We start from the raw sequence: 18,060 nt of genomic DNA, 5'->3' as shown, positions 1-18,060 counted from the left end.
GGTCCTTGCCGACACTGTCCGTTCAGCTCTACAGCGTCCGCGACCAGCTGGCAGCCGACCAGCCCGCGACGCTGGCCCGCCTCGCCGAGATCGGCTTCCGCTACGTCGAACCGTTCGGGCTGGGTTCGCCGGCCAAGAGCCAGGCCGAACGGCTGGCCGCCACCCGCAAGCTCCGCGCCGACCTCGACGCCGCCGGACTGGCGGTCTCGGCGACGCACGCGGCCCTGCCGAGCGTGGCGGAACTGGCCGAGGAGTGCGCCGAGCTCGGCACCGACACGGCGTTCATCCCGCACCCGCGTCAGATCCCGGGATTCGGCGAGGACACCTTCACCGACACCGCGTCCCTCGACGCCTTCGCCGACGCCCTCGGCCAGGCCGCCGCCGACGCGCCGGACGGTTTGCCGCTCGGTTACCACAACCACTGGTTCGAGTGGGCCGAAATGCCCGGCGGTCCTGCCTACGACCGCCTGTGGCAGCGCACCCACCCGGAGGTCCTCGCCGAGCTGGACGTCTACTGGGCGATCGCGGCCGGAGCCGATCCGGTCCAGGTCCTCAGCGCGCTGGGCACCCGCGCGGTGGCGGTCCACCTCAAGGACGGCCCCGCCACCCGCGACACACCCCAGACACCCCTGGGCACGGGAGCCCTGGACGTCCCCGCCGTCCTCGAATCCGCCGCCGAAACCCCCTGGCACGTAGCAGAAATCGACACCACCGACCACGACCCCCACACCCTCCTCGCCACCAACGCATCCCTCCTCCACTCCCACGGATCCACCTTCACCTGACCCCGCAGAAGGCCCCACCCCGCAACCCACCTCACCTCACCCCCAACCCCGATTACGGCGGTATTCAGGGTGCGGATTACTGGGGTAATCGCGGTACGGACGGGACATCCTGGGTGGGTGGGTCCACCGTCCGTCGGGTGGGCGGGCTTCACGTGTGGGCGGTCTTGGTCCGAATCGTCCATGATCGAAATCCGTTTTGTCCGGTCCGTTCGGACCGCAACCGCCCCTTGGTGCGCGCAGGTCCGGGAGACGTGAGATATCGAACCGGTGACGGAGCGGTGTGTGGGGTGGGGTGTCGGGCGGGGTGCGGTTGATGATGATCGGTATGTCTGAGAACGGGTCGAAGGACGCTGGAGCCGGGTCGGAGCGGGAGTCCGGGGCGGTGGAGCCGAGCGCGAACGGCGCGACGGCCGAAGACGTGACCGCCGAGGGCGCCAACGGCAAGGACGCCCGGGGAACCGACGCCGGCGGCAGCGGAGTCGTGGAGAAGGCGGGGGAGCCCGTCCAGCGATCCGGTGGCGGCAAGCACGAGCTCGCGCCGCAGAGCCGGACCGGCGTGCTGTGGACCGCGCTGGCCATCGCGGGCGTCGTGCTGGTCTTCCTGCTGATCTTCGTCGCGCAGAACTTCGCGCCGGTGACCGTGCACTTCCTGGGCCTGCAGTTCAGCCTGCCGATCGGCCTCGCCCTGCTGTTCGCCGCGATCGTCGGCGGCGTGCTGGTGTGGCTGGCGGGCACGGCGCGCATGATCCAGATGCGCCGCGCCGCCAAGAAGGCCCGCCAGCGGTCCTAGTTCGGTTCCCCAGGTGAACGGGCCGCCGAGCAGTTCGTGCGAGGTGTTCGCGGCGACGCCGGAGGCGAAGACGACCTCGGCGTCGTCGCGGGACGCGTAACCGAGTTCGGCGGCCTCGGTCAGCGGAACCGCGCGTCGCGCGTTGTCCGAGACACCCCAGATGACGCGGTAGGCCGGAGACGGGTGCGACAGGCAGGCTTCCAGCAGCCGCGCGCAGTCGTCCGGCGAGAGCCACAGGCCCAGCCCGCGCTCGTCGCCCACCGTCTCGAAGCACGCGCCGATGCGGATGCGGATCACGTCGATGCCGAACCGCGAGTGGTAGAGGCTGCCCAGCCCTCCAGCGCGGCCTTGCTCACCCCGTAGTAGGTGTCCGGGTGCGGCGGTGAGTCCGCCGCCAGCGTCGCGGCCTCCGACGTGGAGCGGAACCCGGCGACGTGGTTGCTGGAGGCGAGGATCACCCGGCGGACGCCGTTTCGGCGGGCGGCGTCGAGCGCGGTGCGGGTGCCGTCGATGTTGACCGAAAGCGTTTCGGTCCAGCTGTTCTCGCGGCTGTGGCCGCCCAGGTGCACCACCGCGTCGACGTCGGCGCAGGCCCGCGCCATGGTCTCGGGGTCGGTGACGCTCGCTTCGACGATCTCGACCGCTTCGCCGTCCGCCGCGGGGGTGGGTCGAACGATGTCCAGCAGTCGCAGCGTCCGGCCCTCGCGGCGCAGCCGAGGCCGCATCAAGGTGCCGATGCCTCCGGAGGCGCCGGTGATCAGGATGCGTTCCGACAAGGCGTTTTCCCTTCGCATCAAGGAATTCCGGATGCGTGTTGCCGCGCCGAACGCTGGTTGACATGTGATCGACGCCATACTAGCGTCCGGCTCCGGAACTCTACGAAACAAATTGTTCAGGGCTGCGCGGAGATTCCGTGTGGTCCGCACGGCCCAATTGGGAAGCGCTTTCCTCCCGTTGGGCGAGCGAGCACCACGCATCCGGCGCACGCGCCCGGGTCGACGACGATCCCGCAGCGAGCTCGAAAGCCGCGGAGTTCCAAGCCATCGGATGTGAAGGGGTGGGCCGGTGCACGCGCTGGACTGGGTCATGGTGATCGGGTACTTCGGCTTGATGGTCGGCATCGGCTGGTGGTCGCACCGAAGGGTCAAGACCGACAAGGACTTCTTCATCGCCGGCGGCCGGATGCCGTGGTGGCTGGCGGGGATCTCGCACCACATGTCCGGCTACAGCGCGGTGCTGTTCGTCGCCTACGCCGGAGTGGCCTACAGCCAGGGAGTCACGGTCTACTTCTGGGGATTCGCCTCCATCGGCATCGGCGTGGCGATCGGGGCCTGGCTGTTCGCCGCGCGCTGGAACCAGTTGCGCGCCGGGTTCGGCGTGGCCTCACCGCTGGAATTCCTGGCCCGTCGCTTCAACATCCCCACCCAGCAGGCGCTGGCCTGGAGCGGCGCCTCGCTGAAGGTCTTCGACGTGGCCTCCAAGTGGTTCGCGGTGTCGGTCCTGCTGGAGTCCTTCGCGGGAGTACCGATCCTGGTGGGCATCCTGGTCACCGGCGGCGTCACGCTGCTGTACTGCACGGCGGGCGGGCTGTGGGCCGACGCGCTGACCGACTTCGGGCAGTTCGTGATCCAGGGCCTGGCCGGCATCGTGATGATCTGGGCGGTGCTGTCCTCGCTCGGCGGCATCTCGGGGCTGTGGACGATGTGGGACCGGCTGCCCGCCGGGCACCTCTCGCCGGTCACCGAGGACTACACGACCGTCTTCCTGCTGGTGTACGTGCTGGTGAAAACCCTGGAGTACAACGGGGGCATGTGGAACCTGGCGCAGCGCTACATGGCTTCGCCGGACAACCACGCCGCCCGCCGGGGCGCGCTGCTGTCCTCGGCGCTGTACTTGATCTGGCCGCTGGTGCTGATGTTCCCGATGTTCGCCGCACCGCTGTTCGTGCCGGGGCTGGAGGACCCGACGACCTCGTACGCCGCGATGACCGAGAAGCTGCTGCCCGCGGGCATGGTGGGTCTGGTGCTGGCCGGGATGTTCTCGCACACCATGGCCATGGTCGCCTCCGACGCCAACGCCATCTCGGCGGTGATCACCCGGGACATGCTGCCGGTGCTGTGGCGCAAGGCCCGCGAGTTCGGCGAGGTGCAACGACTGCGCGCCGGTCGGATCGCGACGTTCGGCTTCATCGCGCTGAGCATGCTGGTGGCCACCCGGGCCGACAACCTCGGTGGGGTGCTGTCGATCGTGGTGTCGTGGGTGGCGGCGCTGATGGGACCGATCTCGGTGCCGCTGCTGCTGGGGATGCTGCCGTGGTTCCGCCGCTGCGGTTCGCGGGCGGCGCTGGTGTCGTGGGCGGGTGGTCTGATCACCTACGCGGTGCTCTACTACGGCGTGGACGCCGGTCAGACCGCGACCGTGGCGACACCGATCCTGGTCTCGCTGACCCTGTTCATCGGGCTCGGGGCCGTCGCCTCCGAACGGACCGAGGAGGTCGACGAGATGCTCGACGTGCTCGACCGCGCCGCGAAGGGCACCGCAGCGGCGGCCGCGCGGTGAGCGCGCACGTCACCGGGTACGCCTATCCCTGGGACGTGCGGCCCGGTTTCGCGGACCGGGTGGCGGCGTCCGGGGTGGACGAGGTCGCCGTCGCGGTCGCCTACCACAGCGCTCGCGCGGCGACGCCGTTCGACGAGACCCGCAGCGCGGTGGTGGCCCGCCACGCCGCGCTCTACCGCCCGGTGGGCGCCGGCTGGGGCCGGTTGCGCCCGGCCGAACCCGACTGGGTGGGGCCCGACAGCGCCGGTGAGGCCGTCGCCGAGCTCCGCCGCAGCGGCGTCGACGTCGCCGCGTGGCTGGTGCTGACCCACAACACCCTGCTGGGCGGGCGGTTCCCGGACATCGCGGTGCGCAACTGCTTCGGCGAGGTCTACCCGTGGGCGCTGTGCCCGTCGCACGCTGAGGTGCGCGACTACGCGCTGCGGCTCACCCGCTCCGCGCTGGACGGTCTCGACGTGCGGTCGGTGGTCCTGGAGGCGTGCGGTCAGCTCGGAGCGGTGCACCAGCACCAGCACGAGAAGACCGACGCGGTCTGGTCGCCCGCGGCGGCCCGGCTGCTGTCGGTCTGCTGCTGCGCGGCGTGCGCGCGCGGCTGGACCGGCTCGGACGCCGAGCGGGTGCGGGAGGTGCTGCGCGCCGAGGTCCGCCGGCTCGTCGCCACCGGTGACCTGACCGCGGTGGACGACGAACTGCCCGCTGACCTGCGCGAAATCCTGCTCGCGGCCCGCGCTGCGGGCACCGACCTGCTGCGCGGTGCGGTGCTGGAGGCGATCGGCCCAGGTCGCCGGGTGCTGTTGCACGGCAGCGCCGACGCCTGGGCGACCGGCGCCCTGCCGGGATTGACGCCGCGCGCGGCGGACGAGGTCGACGGCGTCGTCGTGCCCTGCTGGAACCCGACGGGGCCGGAGGAGGTCACCGCGGCCAAGGCCGCCGGGATCGACGACCTCGGCGCTTACGTGACCGCGGTCGGACCGCAGGTCGGCGACCTGGCCGACCACGTCCGCCGGTTGCGCGCGGCCGGAGCGAGCGAGCTGCACCTGTACCACCTCGGGCTGGCGGGTCCGGCCCGCGCTCCGCTGCTGCGGCAGGCCGCCGACGAGGCCCATCGCGGTGGTTGAATCCGTCGGCTCGACTCGATTCCGGGGTGCTCGCGAGAATCGTCGGGGGAATTCCGCTCAGCGACGGGGCCGGACTCCATTCGAGTGATCTCGAAGGCTCCTTTATCGGGTGCGCGTTGGTCGTGTCCGGGGCTTTTTCCCACGTTTTCGCCATGATCACGGTTCAGTGGGAAAAATCCCGGTGGAAGTGTCGTCCGTCCAGCTGTGGTGGGGAATACCCGCCAACCTCCACTATTGAGTGAAGATCATCCGATAAGGTGCCTGGCGTATCGAGGGCACATGATGTCGGACCGCCGGGAAGCGCCCTGGCGCGGGCGAAAGACCATCGATGGAAAGAACGTGGACGTGACGACCCAAGACGACTCCCTGTCCTCACCAGGCCCAGAAAGACGACGTCCGGGCGGTTCCTCGATCCGGTCGCGACTGACCTGGGCGGTGTTCGTCCCGTGGGTCGTCGTCGCGGTGCTCTGGTCGGTGGGGTGTTCGCTGTTCGCCTTCGACGCGTTCTTCTCCCGCCAGATCGCCTCCGGCGTGCAGTCGATGTCGTTGCCCGCGGTCAACGCGCTCGACCAGGTCCAGCGCGAGCGGCTGCGCAGCCTGGAGGTCATCAGCCAGCCCAGCACGGGGATCAACGAGCTCGTCGGCCAGCAGCGGGCCACCGACAGCGCCCTCGACGAGCTCAACGAGAAGGCCGCTCCGGTGCTGGAATCGGCGCCCGACGACGTCATCGCGCCGATGAACCAGCTCAACGACTACTTCAAGCGGCTGCCCGACATGCGCGAGCGGATCAACAGCCGTCAGGCGACCGTCGAGGAGCTCAACGCCTTCTACGACGACATGTTCGCCACCGCGACCAAGCTCTTCGACATCCAGTCGCGCATCACGCCCGATGCCGAGGCTCGGCAGGGCTCGCTGGCCGCGGTCGGCCTGTTCCGCGCGTCCGACACGCTCTCCCGCGAGTCGTCGATGGTCGGCACCATCCTGGCCAGCGGCGAGCTCAGCCCGGCCGAGCACCGCGAGCTGACCGGATACATCGTCAGCCACCACGCCATCGTGCAGGCCAACATGACCACGATGCTGCCCGAGGTGCGCCAGCGGTACGAGGCGATGATCGCCAACCCGGACTGGAAGCAGCTGGTGGCCGCCGAGGACCTGCTCGTCCAGCACGGCGCGTTCGGCCCGAACGAGCGGCCGCAGCTGCGCGTCGAGGACTGGCGCCGGATGACCAACGACATCGGCGCCGAGATGTCCAACCTGGTGCGCACCCAGAGCGAGCAGGTCGCCAACGGTGCGGTCAGCCGCGCGACCGGGACGCTGTGGACCGTGCTGATCGGCAGCCTGGTGGCGCTGGCGGTGTCGGTGGGTTCGTTCTTCTTCGCCCGCCGCGTCTACCGCACGGTCGTCGACGACGCGCTGCTGACGCGTTTGCAGGGACTGCGCACCGAATCGCTGGCGATGGCCGAGCGGCTGCCGGACGTGGTGCGCAGGCTCCGCGAAGGAGAGGCGGTCGAGGTCGACGCCGAGCTGGTGGCCCTGGGGCACTACGGCAGCGACGAGGTCGGCGAGGTCGCCCACGCGATCCAGCTGTTCCAGCAGGAAGCGGTGCAGGCCGCCGTCGGCGAGACGCGGGCCAGGCAGGGCGCCCGCGTGGTGTTCGTGGGCATGGCCCACCGCATCCAGCGGTTGCTGCGCGGCATGCACACCACGATCGACCAGCTGGAGCGCAACGAGGACAGCTCCCAGCAGCTGGCCCGGCTGTTCGACCTGGACAACGCCACCACCCGCGCCCGCCGCACGGTGGAGAACCTGCTGGTCCTCGGTGACCAGCAGCCCGGTCGCCGGTGGAGCCGCCCGGTCGCGCTGATGGACGTGCTGCGCTCGTCGGTCTCCGAGATCGACCAGTACTCGCGCGTGGTCATCGGCCACGTGCCGGAGGTGATGCTGCACGGTTCCGCGGTGGGCGATGCGATCCACCTGATCTCCGAGCTCATCGACAACGCCACCGCGTTCTCCCCGCCGAACACCCAGGTGCACGTGGGGGCCAACGAGGTCGCGCGCGGCATCGCCATCGACATCGCCGACCAGGGCCTGGGCATGGATCCCGAGATCCGGCAGCGGGCCAACGAGATGATGCACGAGCCCCCGGAGTTCGACCGGCTCGTGCTGGAGAACAACAAGGCCGAGCAGCTGGGCCTGTTCACCGCTGCCCGGCTGGCCTCGCGCCGGGAGATCTCGGTGGAGTTCGGCGTGTCGGCCTACGGCGGAACCCGCGCCACGGTCCTGCTGCCCAACCGGATCCTGGAGGCGGGCGTCAGCGGCGACGGCGACACCGTGCAGGTGCCGGTCAGCGCCCTGGAACGCCGTCGCGAGCTCGCCGGGAACCTGGAGCAACAGCCGGTCAACGGTGCGCAGCCCGAACGAACGTTGGTGCCGCAGCCGCGCGAACTGAGCTGGAATGGGACGATGACCGACCAGTCGACCGCCCCCGGCAGGGCCACCGAGACGCCCGACCACGAGTGGCCGGCCACGGGATCGACCGCTTCCGAACCGGAAGCCGAGCGCGGCGAGGGGAGCGGCAAGGCGAAACGTCCCTCACTGCCCAAGCGGGTGCCGCAGACGCACCTGGCCGACGGGCTCAAGGACGACCCGGATGCGGAAGAGCAGTCGATGATCGCCTCGCCGAGCAGGCTGGCGGGGTTCCGCCGGGCGTTCCGGGGCGGTTTCGACGAATCCGACGGCGGCGACTCGTGACGAGACCAAACGACAAGCAAGCGCGTGTGAGGTGGGCATGACCGAGACGGCTTCGAAACTGAGTTGGCTGCTGGACGACTTCGTGCACGGCGTGCACGGAGCCGACCACGCCGTCGTGCTGTCCAACGACGGCCTGGTCATCGCCAAGTCCGCCGGGCTGGACCGCGACGCCGGCGACAAGCTCGCCGCGGCGGCGTCGAGCATGCGCAGCATCGGCAAGGGCGTGAGCAAGGACTTCGGACGGGGGCAGGTCGCGCAGACCCACGTCGAGATGGAGCACGGGTTCCTGTTCGTCTCGGCGGCCGGGAGCGGCGCGTGCCTGGCGGTGCTGTCGGCGGCCGACACCGACATCGAGCTGGTGGCCTACGAGATGGGCCGCCTGATCACCCGGGTCGGATCGTTCCTGTCGGCCGCGCCGCGAGAGCTGCACGGGTTGGCGGCGGAGAGGACCTGACAGTGGACGAGGCGTGGTACGACGATGAGGCCGGGCCCATGGTCCGGCCGTACACGATCACGCGCGGCCGGACCCCTGGGCAGCACAAGCACCGGCTCGACACGGCGACGCAGGTGGTCACCGTCGAGCCGCGACCGGAGACTCCGAGGCTGGAACTCACGCCCGAGCACCGAGCGATCCTCGAGGCGTGCCACCGCCCGGTGTCGCTGGCGGAGCTCGCCGTCGCGCTGGGACAGCCGATGGGAGTGGTCCGGGTCCTGTGCGGTGACCTGCTCGATCACGGTGCGGTCTTCGTGCGCACGCCTCGTACCGAAGTCAGCCGAGAAATCTTGGAACAGGTGTACCGTGGGCTTTGCAAACTCTGAGGTGACCGAGGCGAAAACCCGGTCAGAACGTGCTGTTCCGGTGCGGTCCGGCCGGGACGACGGGGACGATGGCGGAAATCCCGCCCCGATACCCGTGAAACTCGTCGTGGCCGGTGGTTTCGGTGTCGGCAAGACGACGATGGTCGGCGCGGTGAGCGAGATCCCGCCGCTGACCACCGAAGAGGAGATGACGGTCGCCAGCGAGGGGATCGACGACCTCCGCGGGGTGGAGCGCAAGGAGACCACCACCGTCGCGCTGGACTTCGGCCGCATCACCATCTCCGACGAGATCGTGCTGTACCTGTTCGGCGCCCCCGGCCAGAACCGGTTCTGGCCGTTGTGGAACGACCTCGCGCTCGGCGCGGTCGGCGCCGTGGTGCTGGTGGACACGCGCAAGCTGCAGGAGGCGTTCGCCTCGGTGGACTTCTTCGAGCGGCGCGGCATCCCGTTCGTGGTGGCGGTCAACATCTTCGACGACGGCTATCAGTACGAACCCGAGGAAGTGCGCGACGCTCTGGTGATCCCGGCCGAGGTCCCCATCGTCATCTGCGATGCCCGTGAGCGCGATCTGTGCAAGACCGCGCTGGTCACGCTCGTGCGCCACGCGATCGACCGGACCCCGTCGGGACTGGCCTGACCGCCCGCCCCGGGTGCCCGACGTCGGGTACCCGGGGGATCGGGACTCAGCCCAGCGGCTCGGTCCGGCAGCGGAAGTGGCGCAGGATCGGCGGGTTCTCCGTGATCCGGTAGCCGGGCACCGACTCGGGGTTCTTGGCGATCTCGGCGAGGACCTCTCCCACGTACTCCAGGTGGCTGTGGTCGTAGACCCGTCGCGGCAGCGCCAGCCGGACCAGCTCGAACGGCGCGGGCGAGGTCAGCTCGTCGTTCTCGTCGAGGGTTCCCAGGTAGAGCGAACCCAGTTCGGCGCAGCGGATCCCGCCCTCCCGGTAGAGCGCGCAGGCCAGCGCGTGCCCCGGGAACTGCGCCGGCGACAGGTGCGGCAGCAGTCGCCCGGCGTTGAGGTAGACGCCGTGCAGGCCCGACGGGCGGAACGTGTTCACGCCCGCGTGGTGCGCGCGTTCGGCGAGGTAGGCCGCCTCGTGCTCGCGGTCGGCGAGGTACTCGGGCGTGACGACCTCGCGCAGGCCCTGCGCCAGCTGCTCCATCGTGGACCCGGTGAGCCCGCCGTAGGTGCGGAATCCCTCGGTGGCGATCACGTCGAGCTCGCACCGGTCGGCCAGCTCGGTGTCGTTGAGGCCGATGAATGCGCCCTCCGGTGCCAGACCGTCCTTCTTCAGGCTGGCCACGGCGCCGTCGGCGAGTGCGAACGCCTCCCGTGCCACCTGCAGCGGAGTCCTGTCCCCGTACCCGGCTTCGCGGCGGATGACCAGCCAGGCGTTCTCGGCGAACCGCGCGGCGTCGAGGATCAGCGGCACCCCGCGCTCGCGCGCGAGCGCGCTGATCTCCTCGAGGTTGGCCATCGACACCGGCTGCCCGCCACCACCGTTGTTGGTGATGGTCATCAGGATCTGCCCGACCCGGTGCCCGTCGGGTCCGCCGAGGACCTCGCGAACGGCGGCGACGTCGATGTCGCCCTTGAACGGGTGGTCGCCGTCGAGGTCGAACAGCTGCTGGTTCGGCAGGTCCCTGGCTTCGGCTCCCAGCCGCTCGACGTTGGCGCGGGTGGTGTCGAAGTGCGTGTTGCTCAGGCTGATCCGGCCTTCACCGAGCAGCGCGGTGAACAGGACGCGCTCGGCGGCGCGTCCCTGGTGCACCGGCAGCAGGTGCCGGTACGGCGCCACTTCCCGCAACGCATCCCGGTAGCGGTAGTAGGACTCGGCGCCCGCGTAGCGCTCGTCGCCGCGCTGCGCCCACGCCTGCTGGTCGGTGGAGACCGCGCCGGTGCCGGAGTCGGACAGCAGGTCGATGCTCACCTTCTCGGCGGGCAGGTTGAACGGGTTGTGACCTGCGAGATCGAGCGCCTCGATGCGCTGCTCGCGGGTGGTGGTGGGGATCCGGCGCACGACGGCGGAGACGTAGGGGCGCAAGTGCGGCATGGGGTGTGCTCCTCGATGGTGTTGCGGTGAACTAGTTCTCGGGCGCGGTGCCGCCGTACGCCTCGGCGGAGGCGTAGATCGTGGTTCCGGTCCGGTCGGGGCTCAGCCGCAGCGAGACGTGCGCGAGCAACCCGGCTCGGGCCGCCAGGTCGCGGTCGGTGAGCGCGCCGATGACCTCGTCGAGCAGCACCGGGTCGATCCGGTGGTCGCGCAGGTGTCGCCGGACGCGCTCGCGGGCCACCGAGTCGTCCGGCACGTAGTCGCGCAGCGGCAGGTAGATGCTGTAGTTGCTGGGCTTCTCGCGGTCGCCTTCGACGAAGGAGTAGCTCGACACCAGGGGGCGGCCGGGGAAGCGCTCGGCACCGGGCGCCAGGGTCCGGCAGAAGTCGCCGACCTGGTCGCGGTCGATGCCGGGTACCGCGGAGGCGGCCCGCTCGACGTCGTCGATGCACGCGTCGTGCTGGGAGACGTAGAGCTTGACCCGGGACTGCGGGCCGCTGTCGAGGTCCAGCGCGAAGAACGTCAGCCGGTCGGCTTCGCGGCGCAGCGCGTGGTCGGCGACGGTGGGGTGGGCGCCGTCCAGCCCGAGCCGGTTGAACGCCTCCTGGACGACCTTCGGGGCGTGGTCCGCGCCGTGCACCTCGGGGTTGAAGTAGACCTTGAACCGGGGGCGCCCGTCGGAGTCGAAGATGAAGGAGAACCACCAGGAGAACCTGCCCTGCGGTTCTTCCGGGCTGAACAGGTCCTCGACGGCGCGCAACCGGTCCAGCGCCAGGTCGTAGCGCTCGGCGAGGGCGGTGACCAGGTCCTGGGCGGCGCGCAGGTTGGCGGCGGGTCCGGGCGCTGCGGGCAGGGTTTCGGCGAGGATCCGCAGGTGCCGTTCGCCACCGCCGTCGACCTGGACGGAGAACTCGATCGGGGTGGCGTCGTCGGCGATGTCGGAGGGCCACAGCGGCGGCTGGACCAGCGGGCGGTCGCGGGCCGCGCCCAGGACCTCGCCCAGCAATCGGAGCGGATCGGTCCGGTCCATTTCCACGACTCGGCAGAGGTTGTGCAGCTGCCTTCTCGTGAGATCGCCAAGGGTCGCGTCGGCAGTGCTCATTGCAGCCTCGATCAATCTGGCTTACGACTCCGGCTCCGTGTTCGCCGGAAAGTGACTGGCGGGCACAGCAGCGCCCGTGATCTTGACGTTCAAAGGTAGCCGAGATCCTCTTCACAGCGGTGTGCCGTGGCGTGAAAGCGACTGCTGTGCAGTCGAACTGCGCAGATCATCCACTGTGACCGCCGCGCCGACCGATGATCAACAGTGCGTAACCGAAATACTGTTCAATTGGCAATGAGGCCACAGTGGACTGTGTAATTCAGCGTTGGGAACTCGGTGGATCGGTGGATACCGGTAAAAATTCAACCCCATGCCTGGTCAGCCGTCCGCGTTCGCATTGCCGCGCCGCGGGGGTGCAGGTGTGAACGAAGGGAAACCCCTCCGTGAGTATGATCTTGAAGCGGTCCGCGCGCGGCGGACGCGGCGAGACGCGGGAGCGCGTTCGCGTCGCGCCCGGCGTGGTGGACCTCTGGGGCGTCCAGGTCCGCCTGGCCGGTCAGTGATGGCGTACAACAGGCGTGATCGGGCCCGCATGGTCGGGTGACGGTCGCGGGTCCGGAGGTCGTCCTCCGGTACACTTCCGCGGCCGGGCGCAGAGTGAAGTTGGAGAGTCTCGATGGCACGTGACGCGGACCACGACGATTCCGGCGGGGTCTCCGCGATCCTGAACCGGATCGACCCGTTCGCGTGGGTACCGATCATCACGATGCTGGTACTCGCGCTGGTGACGGCGCTGGTCCTGGAAGTGCCGTTGCTCGGCCTGATGCTCCTGATCATGGCCTTGGTGATCTTCGGCTTCGACCTGTGGATCAACAGTCGCAAGCAGGCGGGCAAGGCCCCGATGCGCATGCCCCGTCGCAGGCGTCGGGATGACGACGACTTCGACTTGGGCTTCGACCGCGACGACCGCAGGCCGTCGCGCGCGGAGGCCTCCCGTCCGGAGCGCGGCGCGCAGCCGCCCGCCGGTCGGCCCGGTGCGCGGCCGGGAGCCAACCAAGGTCGTCCGGCCGGGGCCGGTCAGGCCCGCCCGGCGGGGCAGCAGGGCCGTCCCGGCGGTCAGCCGCCAGGCGGAGGTCGTCCCGCCCCGAACCAGGGGCGCCCGCAGGGCAACCCGCCCAACCAGGGCGGCCGTCCGGCGCCGCCCGGTCAAGGTCGTCCCGGTGCCCCCAACCAGGGCCGTCCCGGCGGAAACCCGCCCGCGGGTCCGCCACCCGGCGCCGGTCGTCCCGGCGCCCAGCCCCCGGGACCGGGTCGCCCCGGTGCCCCGGGCGGTCGCCCTCCGCAGCGACCGGCCCCCGGCGGCAACCGCTACTGACGCACGAGATCGGCCCCGGCCAGTTCGTTCTGGCCGGGCCGGTTCGTGTCCGGAATCAGTGCGGCGCGGGCTCCAGGTCGCGCACGGCTCCGGGCGAGCTGTTCTCGCGCAGGCCCCGTCGGGCGAGCTCGGGGTGCACCCCCTCGCCGAACCAGTACGCCTCCTCCAGGTGCGGGTAGCCCGACAGCACGAACTCGTCGATGCCCACCGAGTGGTACTCCTCGATCAGGTCGGCGACCTCGGAGTGACTGCCCACCAGCGCGGTCCCGGCCCCGCCGCGCAGCAGCCCGACGCCTGCCCACAGTCCCGGGTGGACCTCCAGGTCGCGGGCGCTGGAAGGCAGGACGCCGCCGTGCAGCGCGGCCATCTTCTGCTGCCCGACGGCCTCGGTCTTGGCGATCTTGGCCTGCGAGGCCGCCACGTCGGCGGGGTCCATCTGTTCCAGGAACCGCTGCGCCGTGTCCCACGCGTCGGCGCTGGTGTTGCGGGTGATGACGTGCGCGCGCAGGCCGAACCGCAGTGCGCGGCCCTCCTCGGCGGCCAGCTCCCGCAGCCGTTGCACCTTGCGTCCCACCGCCGCCGGCGGCTCTCCCCAGGTCAGGTGCACGTCGGCCCGCCGTGCGGCCACCGGCAGCGCGGCGTCCGACGATCCGCCGAAGTACAGCGGCGGAACCGGTGCCGGGGGTTCGAAGGAGGTCGCGCCGTGCACGCTGTAGTGCTCACCGTCGAAGTCGAACGGCTCACCCCGAAGATGCCGCGCATGATCGCCAGGAACTCGTCGGTGCGGGCGTAGCGCTCGTCGTGGTCGAGCCAGTCGCCGTAGCGCTGCTGCTCGGTCGACTCACCGCCGGTCACGATGTTGAGCAGCAGTCGCCCGTCGGAGACCTTCTGGTAGGTGCAGGCCAGCTGCGCGGCCAGCGTCGGCGACAGCGAACCCGGCCGGAACGCGACCAGGAACTTGATCCGCTTGGTGCGCGCCAGCAGTGCCGCGGTCGTGATCCAGGCGTCCTGGCACCAGCTGCCGGTGGGGGTGAGCATGCCGGTGAAGCCGAGGTGCTCCACGGCCTGGGCGACCTGGGCGAGGTAGTCGATGTCGGGTCGGCGCGGCGTGTCGGCACCGGTCGGCGTGGTGTGCGGGCGGTCCACGACGGATCGGCCGTCGCCGTGAGTGGGCAGGAACCAGTGCGTGGTGATGGGCATGGGGGAGTTCCTCTTAGACGGTCGCGAGCTGGGTCGCGAAGCGGTTGTCGACGTAGTCGGCGAAGGCGAACCCGCGCGGGATCTCCTTGGCCGCCACGAAGGCATCGGCGAGCTCCTGCTGCGAGCGGACGACCCGGTCGTCGAGTGGGACCGGCAGGTCCGGTCCCAGCTCGGTGGCCTTGCGGGTGACCTCGATGGGCAGTCCGGTGTCCTCCGACCACGCCTGGGCGCGCTTCTCGCGGTTGGTGTCGGCGAAGCGGTGCGCCCGCGACAGCCGGGTGAGGTAGTCGGCGATCGCCGAGTTGCGCCGAGCGTCGGCCAGGGCGGCGGTGCCGGCGACCTGGAAGCTGTAGCCGTTGGCGCCGCCACCGCGCCCGTCGGCGATGACCCGCGCGCCGGATTCGAGCTGGACCTGCGCGAAGTACGGGTCCCAGATCGCCCACGCGTCCACCGAACCCTGCTTGAAGGCCCCGAGCGCGTCGGCGGGCTGCAGGAAGACGAGCTGGACGTCGTCGGGCGTGAGTCCGACGGCCGCCAGCGTCTGCAGGATCTGGCCGTGCGCGGAGCTGCCCTTGGAGACCGCGATCTTGCGCCCGCGCAGCTGGTCGCGGGACTGGAGCGGGGAGTTCGGCAGGACGACGAGCGCGTCGCTGGCGACGTTGCCCTGGGAGGCGGCGACGATCTTGATGTCGGCCTTGGCCGCGGCGGCGAACAGCGGGGGAGTGTTGCCGGTGCCGCCGATGTCGATGGCGTCCGCCGACAGCGCTTCCAGCAGCGGCGGGCCGGCGGTGAAGGTCGCCCACTCGACCGCGTACGGGAAGTCGGCCAGCCCGGCCGAGCGCAGCAGCGACTGGGACGCGCCCTTCTGGTCGCCGACTCGGAGGGTCAGCCCGGCCAGCTGGTCGGACGGGATCGGCGGCGGCACGGGCGCGGACGCGGCATCACCGCCACGGCCGCCGGAGCACGCGGCGAGCAGCCCGGCGGCCGAACCGGCTGCGGCCAGGGAAAGGAAATCACGACGGCGCAAGGTGTTTCACTCCATCTGCGAGGCACGACGAATCCACCCGATGACGCGAGGTCAGCGGGCGCGCGCGAGGGGAAGGGCGGTTCTGGTCGGAACCGAGCGGGTGTCAAGCGTGGGGCGGGGTTTTCACGAGAACCGCCCGAGAGTCCTTGAGGGCTCTACGAAGCCGGACAGATGGAGCTGGCCTGCCGTCGCAGATCGACGTGCAGGCGCCAGGAGAAGGCGTTCCGGATGAACACGCAACGGATGCTCGCAGCACCCCGCGTGGAGGTCAACGCTCGAGAAAGCGGTCCCACATGGCGGAATACCGTGCCACGCTGCGCAGGCGCCGAGACGCCGACGACCCCGATCTCGGTGGAAGCCCGGGTCGGGGACTCCGCCGAGATCGGGGTCGTCAGGTGCGTCGGCCGAGGTCAGACCAACGCGGGGGTCTTGCGCTGGCCCAGCTCGGGCGTCGGGACCCGGTGGGTCTCGCGGGCGGAGGCCACCGCGATGATGTTCAGCGCGCACAGGCCCGCGGTGAACAGCGCGACGTAGACCCAGCCTTCACGCCCACCGCCGATGGCCTCGGCGATGCTGGGGGAGAACCCGGCCAGCGCGAAACCGATCTGTGTGCCCACGGCCATGCCCGACAGCCGCACCTTCGCCGGGAACATCTCGCCGTAGAAGGCGGGCCAGATGCCGTTGGTGGCGCTGTAGACGACGCCGAACAGCAGGATGCCGAAGGTGAAGATCAGCGCCCAGCTGCCGACCGACAGCGACCACAGGTAACCGAACATCAGCACCGCGCACCCGGCCGAGCCGCCGATGAACACCGGCTTGCGGCCGACCCGGTCGGCCAGCCCGGCGAACAGCGGGATCGCCGCCAGCGCAACGATGTTGGCGAGCACGCCCACCCACAGGATCGGCGTCTTGGCAAGGCCCACGGTGTTCACCGCGTAGCTGAGCGCGTAGACGGTGAAGATGGTGCTCACCGCGGCGATCACCGAGGCGATGACCACCCGCAGCACGTCGGCCCAGTGGTCGCGGAACAGCGGCAGCAGGGGGGTCTTCTCGCGCTTGGCGTCGGCGACCTCCTCGACGAAGACCGGTGTCTCGTCGAGCTTGCTGCGGATCACCAGTCCGACGATCACGACCACCGCGCTGAGCCAGAACGGAACTCGCCAGCCCCAGCTGACGAGGTGTTCCTCCGGCAGCGCGGCGACCGGCAGGAACACCGCCGTGGCGAGGATCTGCCCGGCCTGCGTGCCGCTGAGCGTGAAGCTCGTGTAGTAGGCGCGCCGGTGCGCCGGTGCGTGCTCCAGCGACATCGAGTTCGCGCCGGCCTGCTCGCCCGCTGCCGAGAAGCCTTGCAGCAGGCGCAGGGCGACCAGCAGTGCGGGTGCTGCCAGGCCGATCTGGTCGTAGGTGGGCAGGCATCCGACCAGGACCGTGGAGATCCCCATCAGCAGGACGGTGAACACCAGCACCCGCTTGCGGCCGAAGGCGTCGCCGATGTGGCCGAGGATGAACGCCCCGATCGGCCGTGCCAGGTAGCCCACGCCGAAGGACGCCAGCGCCAGCAGGGTGCCGGTCGCGGGGTCCGAGGTGGGGAAGAAGATCTTGTTGAACACCAGCGCTGCGGCGGTGCCGTAGATGAAGAAGTCGTAGTACTCGAGCGCACTTCCGATCCACGCGGCGATCGCGGCTTTGCGCGGTTTGCCCTGGGTGGCTCTTGGGCCGTCGGTCACTGTTTGCTCCAGGAAGTCCGTGCACCGTTGCGCGGTGACTTATGAACCATCTAGTTAGTTCTCAAGACTGTGAAGCGCCCGCGAACGTGTGTCAAGACCGCGTTTCAGTCCTGTGACAGGAAGCCGAGCACCATGTCGCCGAGCATCCGCCGGTAGTGGTCCCGCCGCTTCGGGTCGAGCAGGTCCCGCTCGAAGATCGCCTGGAACGTGTAGCGGTTGGCGGTGCGGAACACGCAGAACGAGCTGATCATCATGTGCACGTCGAGCGCGTCGACGTCCTCGCGGAACCGCCCGGCCTCGCGCCCGCGCCGCAGCACGCCGTCGAGCACCTCCACCGCCGGTCCGGCCAGGCCGGGCAGCAGCTCCGACTTGGTCAGGTGCTCGGCGCGGTGGATGTTCTCGATGCTGACCAGCCGCAGGAAGTCCGGGTGCGACTCGTGGTGGTCGAAGGTCAGCTCGGCCAGCCGGCGGATGGCCTCGGCGGGTTCGAGCGCCTCCACGTCGACCTGGCTCTCCAGGCCGCGGATGACGGCGTAGGCGTTCTCCAGCGCGGCCAGGTAGAGCTGCTCCTTGCCGGTGAAGTAGTAGTAGATCATCCGCTTGGTGGTGCTGGTTCGCGCGGCGATCTCGTCCACCCGGGCGCCGGCGTAGCCCTTGTCGGCGAACTCCTCGGTGGCCACCCGCAGGATCTCGGCGCGAGTCCGATCGGCGTCGCGCTGCTTGATCGCTCCGGTGTCGGACGTCGGTGCGGCCACGATGCTCCCCTGCGGTTGTTGCACTTCAGCGCCACTCTAGTGCACGCGGTCTTCC

General features: G+C 70.3%; 14 protein-coding genes and 2 pseudogenes. 9 read left to right on the top strand and 7 right to left on the bottom strand.

All coding sequences use genetic code 11. The annotated features are described in order from the left end of the window. The first annotated feature begins 5 nt into the window (after window positions 1-5). Both AB0J91_RS04975 and AB0J91_RS04970 read left to right on the top strand, forming a co-directional pair. Window positions 6-785, top strand: a complete 780-nt coding sequence (locus AB0J91_RS04975; protein WP_363864252.1) for a sugar phosphate isomerase/epimerase — start codon at window positions 6-8, stop codon at window positions 783-785. A gap of 325 nt (window positions 786-1,110) precedes the next feature. Beyond that, the gene (locus tag AB0J91_RS04970) at window positions 1,111-1,575 is read left to right on the top strand and encodes a lipopolysaccharide assembly protein LapA domain-containing protein (protein ID WP_363793815.1); all 465 of its coding nucleotides are present in this window, start codon (window positions 1,111-1,113) and stop codon (window positions 1,573-1,575) included. Window positions 1,576-1,626: 51 nt separating this feature from the next. On the opposite strand, the pseudogene AB0J91_RS04965 reads toward AB0J91_RS04970, so the two are convergent. Then, window positions 1,627-2,369: pseudogene (locus AB0J91_RS04965) on the bottom strand (NAD(P)-dependent oxidoreductase); the annotation flags it as partial. 271 nt (window positions 2,370-2,640) lie between these two features. Between AB0J91_RS04965 and AB0J91_RS04960 the strand changes: the two are divergent. The 6 genes from AB0J91_RS04960 (at window position 2,641) to AB0J91_RS04935 (ending at window position 9,459) form a co-directional block, all read left to right on the top strand. Continuing rightward, the gene (locus AB0J91_RS04960; RefSeq protein ID WP_363864250.1) at window positions 2,641-4,134 is read left to right on the top strand and encodes a sodium:solute symporter family protein; all 1,494 of its coding nucleotides are present in this window, start codon (window positions 2,641-2,643) and stop codon (window positions 4,132-4,134) included. After that, on the top strand, window positions 4,131-5,252 hold the full coding sequence (locus tag AB0J91_RS04955; RefSeq protein ID WP_363864248.1) for a hypothetical protein: 1,122 nt from the start codon (window positions 4,131-4,133) through the stop codon (window positions 5,250-5,252). The genes AB0J91_RS04960 and AB0J91_RS04955 overlap by 4 nt, the downstream gene beginning before the upstream one ends. A gap of 345 nt (window positions 5,253-5,597) precedes the next feature. Continuing rightward, window positions 5,598-8,003 (top strand): nitrate- and nitrite sensing domain-containing protein, encoded by a 2,406-nt coding sequence (locus tag AB0J91_RS04950; protein WP_363864246.1) that lies wholly within the window; start codon window positions 5,598-5,600, stop codon window positions 8,001-8,003. Between the two features lie 37 nt (window positions 8,004-8,040). Beyond that, on the top strand, window positions 8,041-8,457 hold the full coding sequence (locus AB0J91_RS04945; protein WP_132676231.1) for a roadblock/LC7 domain-containing protein: 417 nt from the start codon (window positions 8,041-8,043) through the stop codon (window positions 8,455-8,457). A gap of 2 nt (window positions 8,458-8,459) precedes the next feature. Continuing rightward, window positions 8,460-8,822: a DUF742 domain-containing protein gene (locus tag AB0J91_RS04940; RefSeq protein ID WP_165944659.1), complete on the top strand. Its 363-nt coding sequence runs from the start codon at window positions 8,460-8,462 to the stop codon at window positions 8,820-8,822. Between the two features lie 94 nt (window positions 8,823-8,916). Continuing rightward, window positions 8,917-9,459: an ATP/GTP-binding protein gene (locus tag AB0J91_RS04935; protein WP_363793804.1), complete on the top strand. Its 543-nt coding sequence runs from the start codon at window positions 8,917-8,919 to the stop codon at window positions 9,457-9,459. Window positions 9,460-9,505: 46 nt separating this feature from the next. On the opposite strand, the gene AB0J91_RS04930 is transcribed toward AB0J91_RS04935, so the two are convergent. Together AB0J91_RS04930 and AB0J91_RS04925 are read right to left on the bottom strand one after the other, a co-directional pair. Continuing rightward, entirely contained in the window at window positions 9,506-10,879 is a 1,374-nt protein-coding gene (locus tag AB0J91_RS04930) for a tryptophanase (RefSeq protein ID WP_363864244.1), read from the bottom strand. A gap of 31 nt (window positions 10,880-10,910) precedes the next feature. Beyond that, on the bottom strand, window positions 10,911-11,981 hold the full coding sequence (locus AB0J91_RS04925; RefSeq protein WP_363864243.1) for a tryptophan dimethylallyltransferase family protein: 1,071 nt from the start codon (window positions 11,979-11,981) through the stop codon (window positions 10,911-10,913). Between the two features lie 616 nt (window positions 11,982-12,597). Here AB0J91_RS04925 and AB0J91_RS04920 point away from each other — a divergent pair. Then, a complete protein-coding gene (locus AB0J91_RS04920; protein ID WP_363864241.1) occupies window positions 12,598-13,296 on the top strand; it encodes a hypothetical protein in 699 nt (232 codons plus the stop codon). A gap of 55 nt (window positions 13,297-13,351) precedes the next feature. Here AB0J91_RS04920 and AB0J91_RS04915 read toward each other — a convergent pair. The 4 genes and pseudogenes from AB0J91_RS04915 to AB0J91_RS04900 form a co-directional block, all read right to left on the bottom strand. After that, a pseudogene (locus AB0J91_RS04915) lies at window positions 13,352-14,496 on the bottom strand (LLM class flavin-dependent oxidoreductase). Window positions 14,497-14,509: 13 nt separating this feature from the next. Continuing rightward, the gene (locus tag AB0J91_RS04910) at window positions 14,510-15,523 is read right to left on the bottom strand and encodes an ABC transporter substrate-binding protein (protein ID WP_363864239.1); all 1,014 of its coding nucleotides are present in this window, start codon (window positions 15,521-15,523) and stop codon (window positions 14,510-14,512) included. Between the two features lie 410 nt (window positions 15,524-15,933). Beyond that, complete coding sequence (locus AB0J91_RS04905; RefSeq protein ID WP_363864237.1) at window positions 15,934-17,250, bottom strand: MFS transporter; 1,317 nt, start codon at window positions 17,248-17,250, stop codon at window positions 15,934-15,936. A 104-nt stretch (window positions 17,251-17,354) separates the two neighbouring features. After that, a complete protein-coding gene (locus AB0J91_RS04900; RefSeq protein ID WP_363864235.1) occupies window positions 17,355-18,005 on the bottom strand; it encodes a TetR/AcrR family transcriptional regulator in 651 nt (216 codons plus the stop codon). Window positions 18,006-18,060 lie beyond the last annotated feature (55 nt).

The sequence above is a fragment of the Saccharopolyspora sp. NPDC049357 genome (assembly GCF_040677225.1).
Taxonomy (GTDB): Bacteria; Actinomycetota; Actinomycetes; order Mycobacteriales; family Pseudonocardiaceae; genus Saccharopolyspora.
This window is presented reverse-complemented; position numbering and strand designations above follow the sequence as displayed.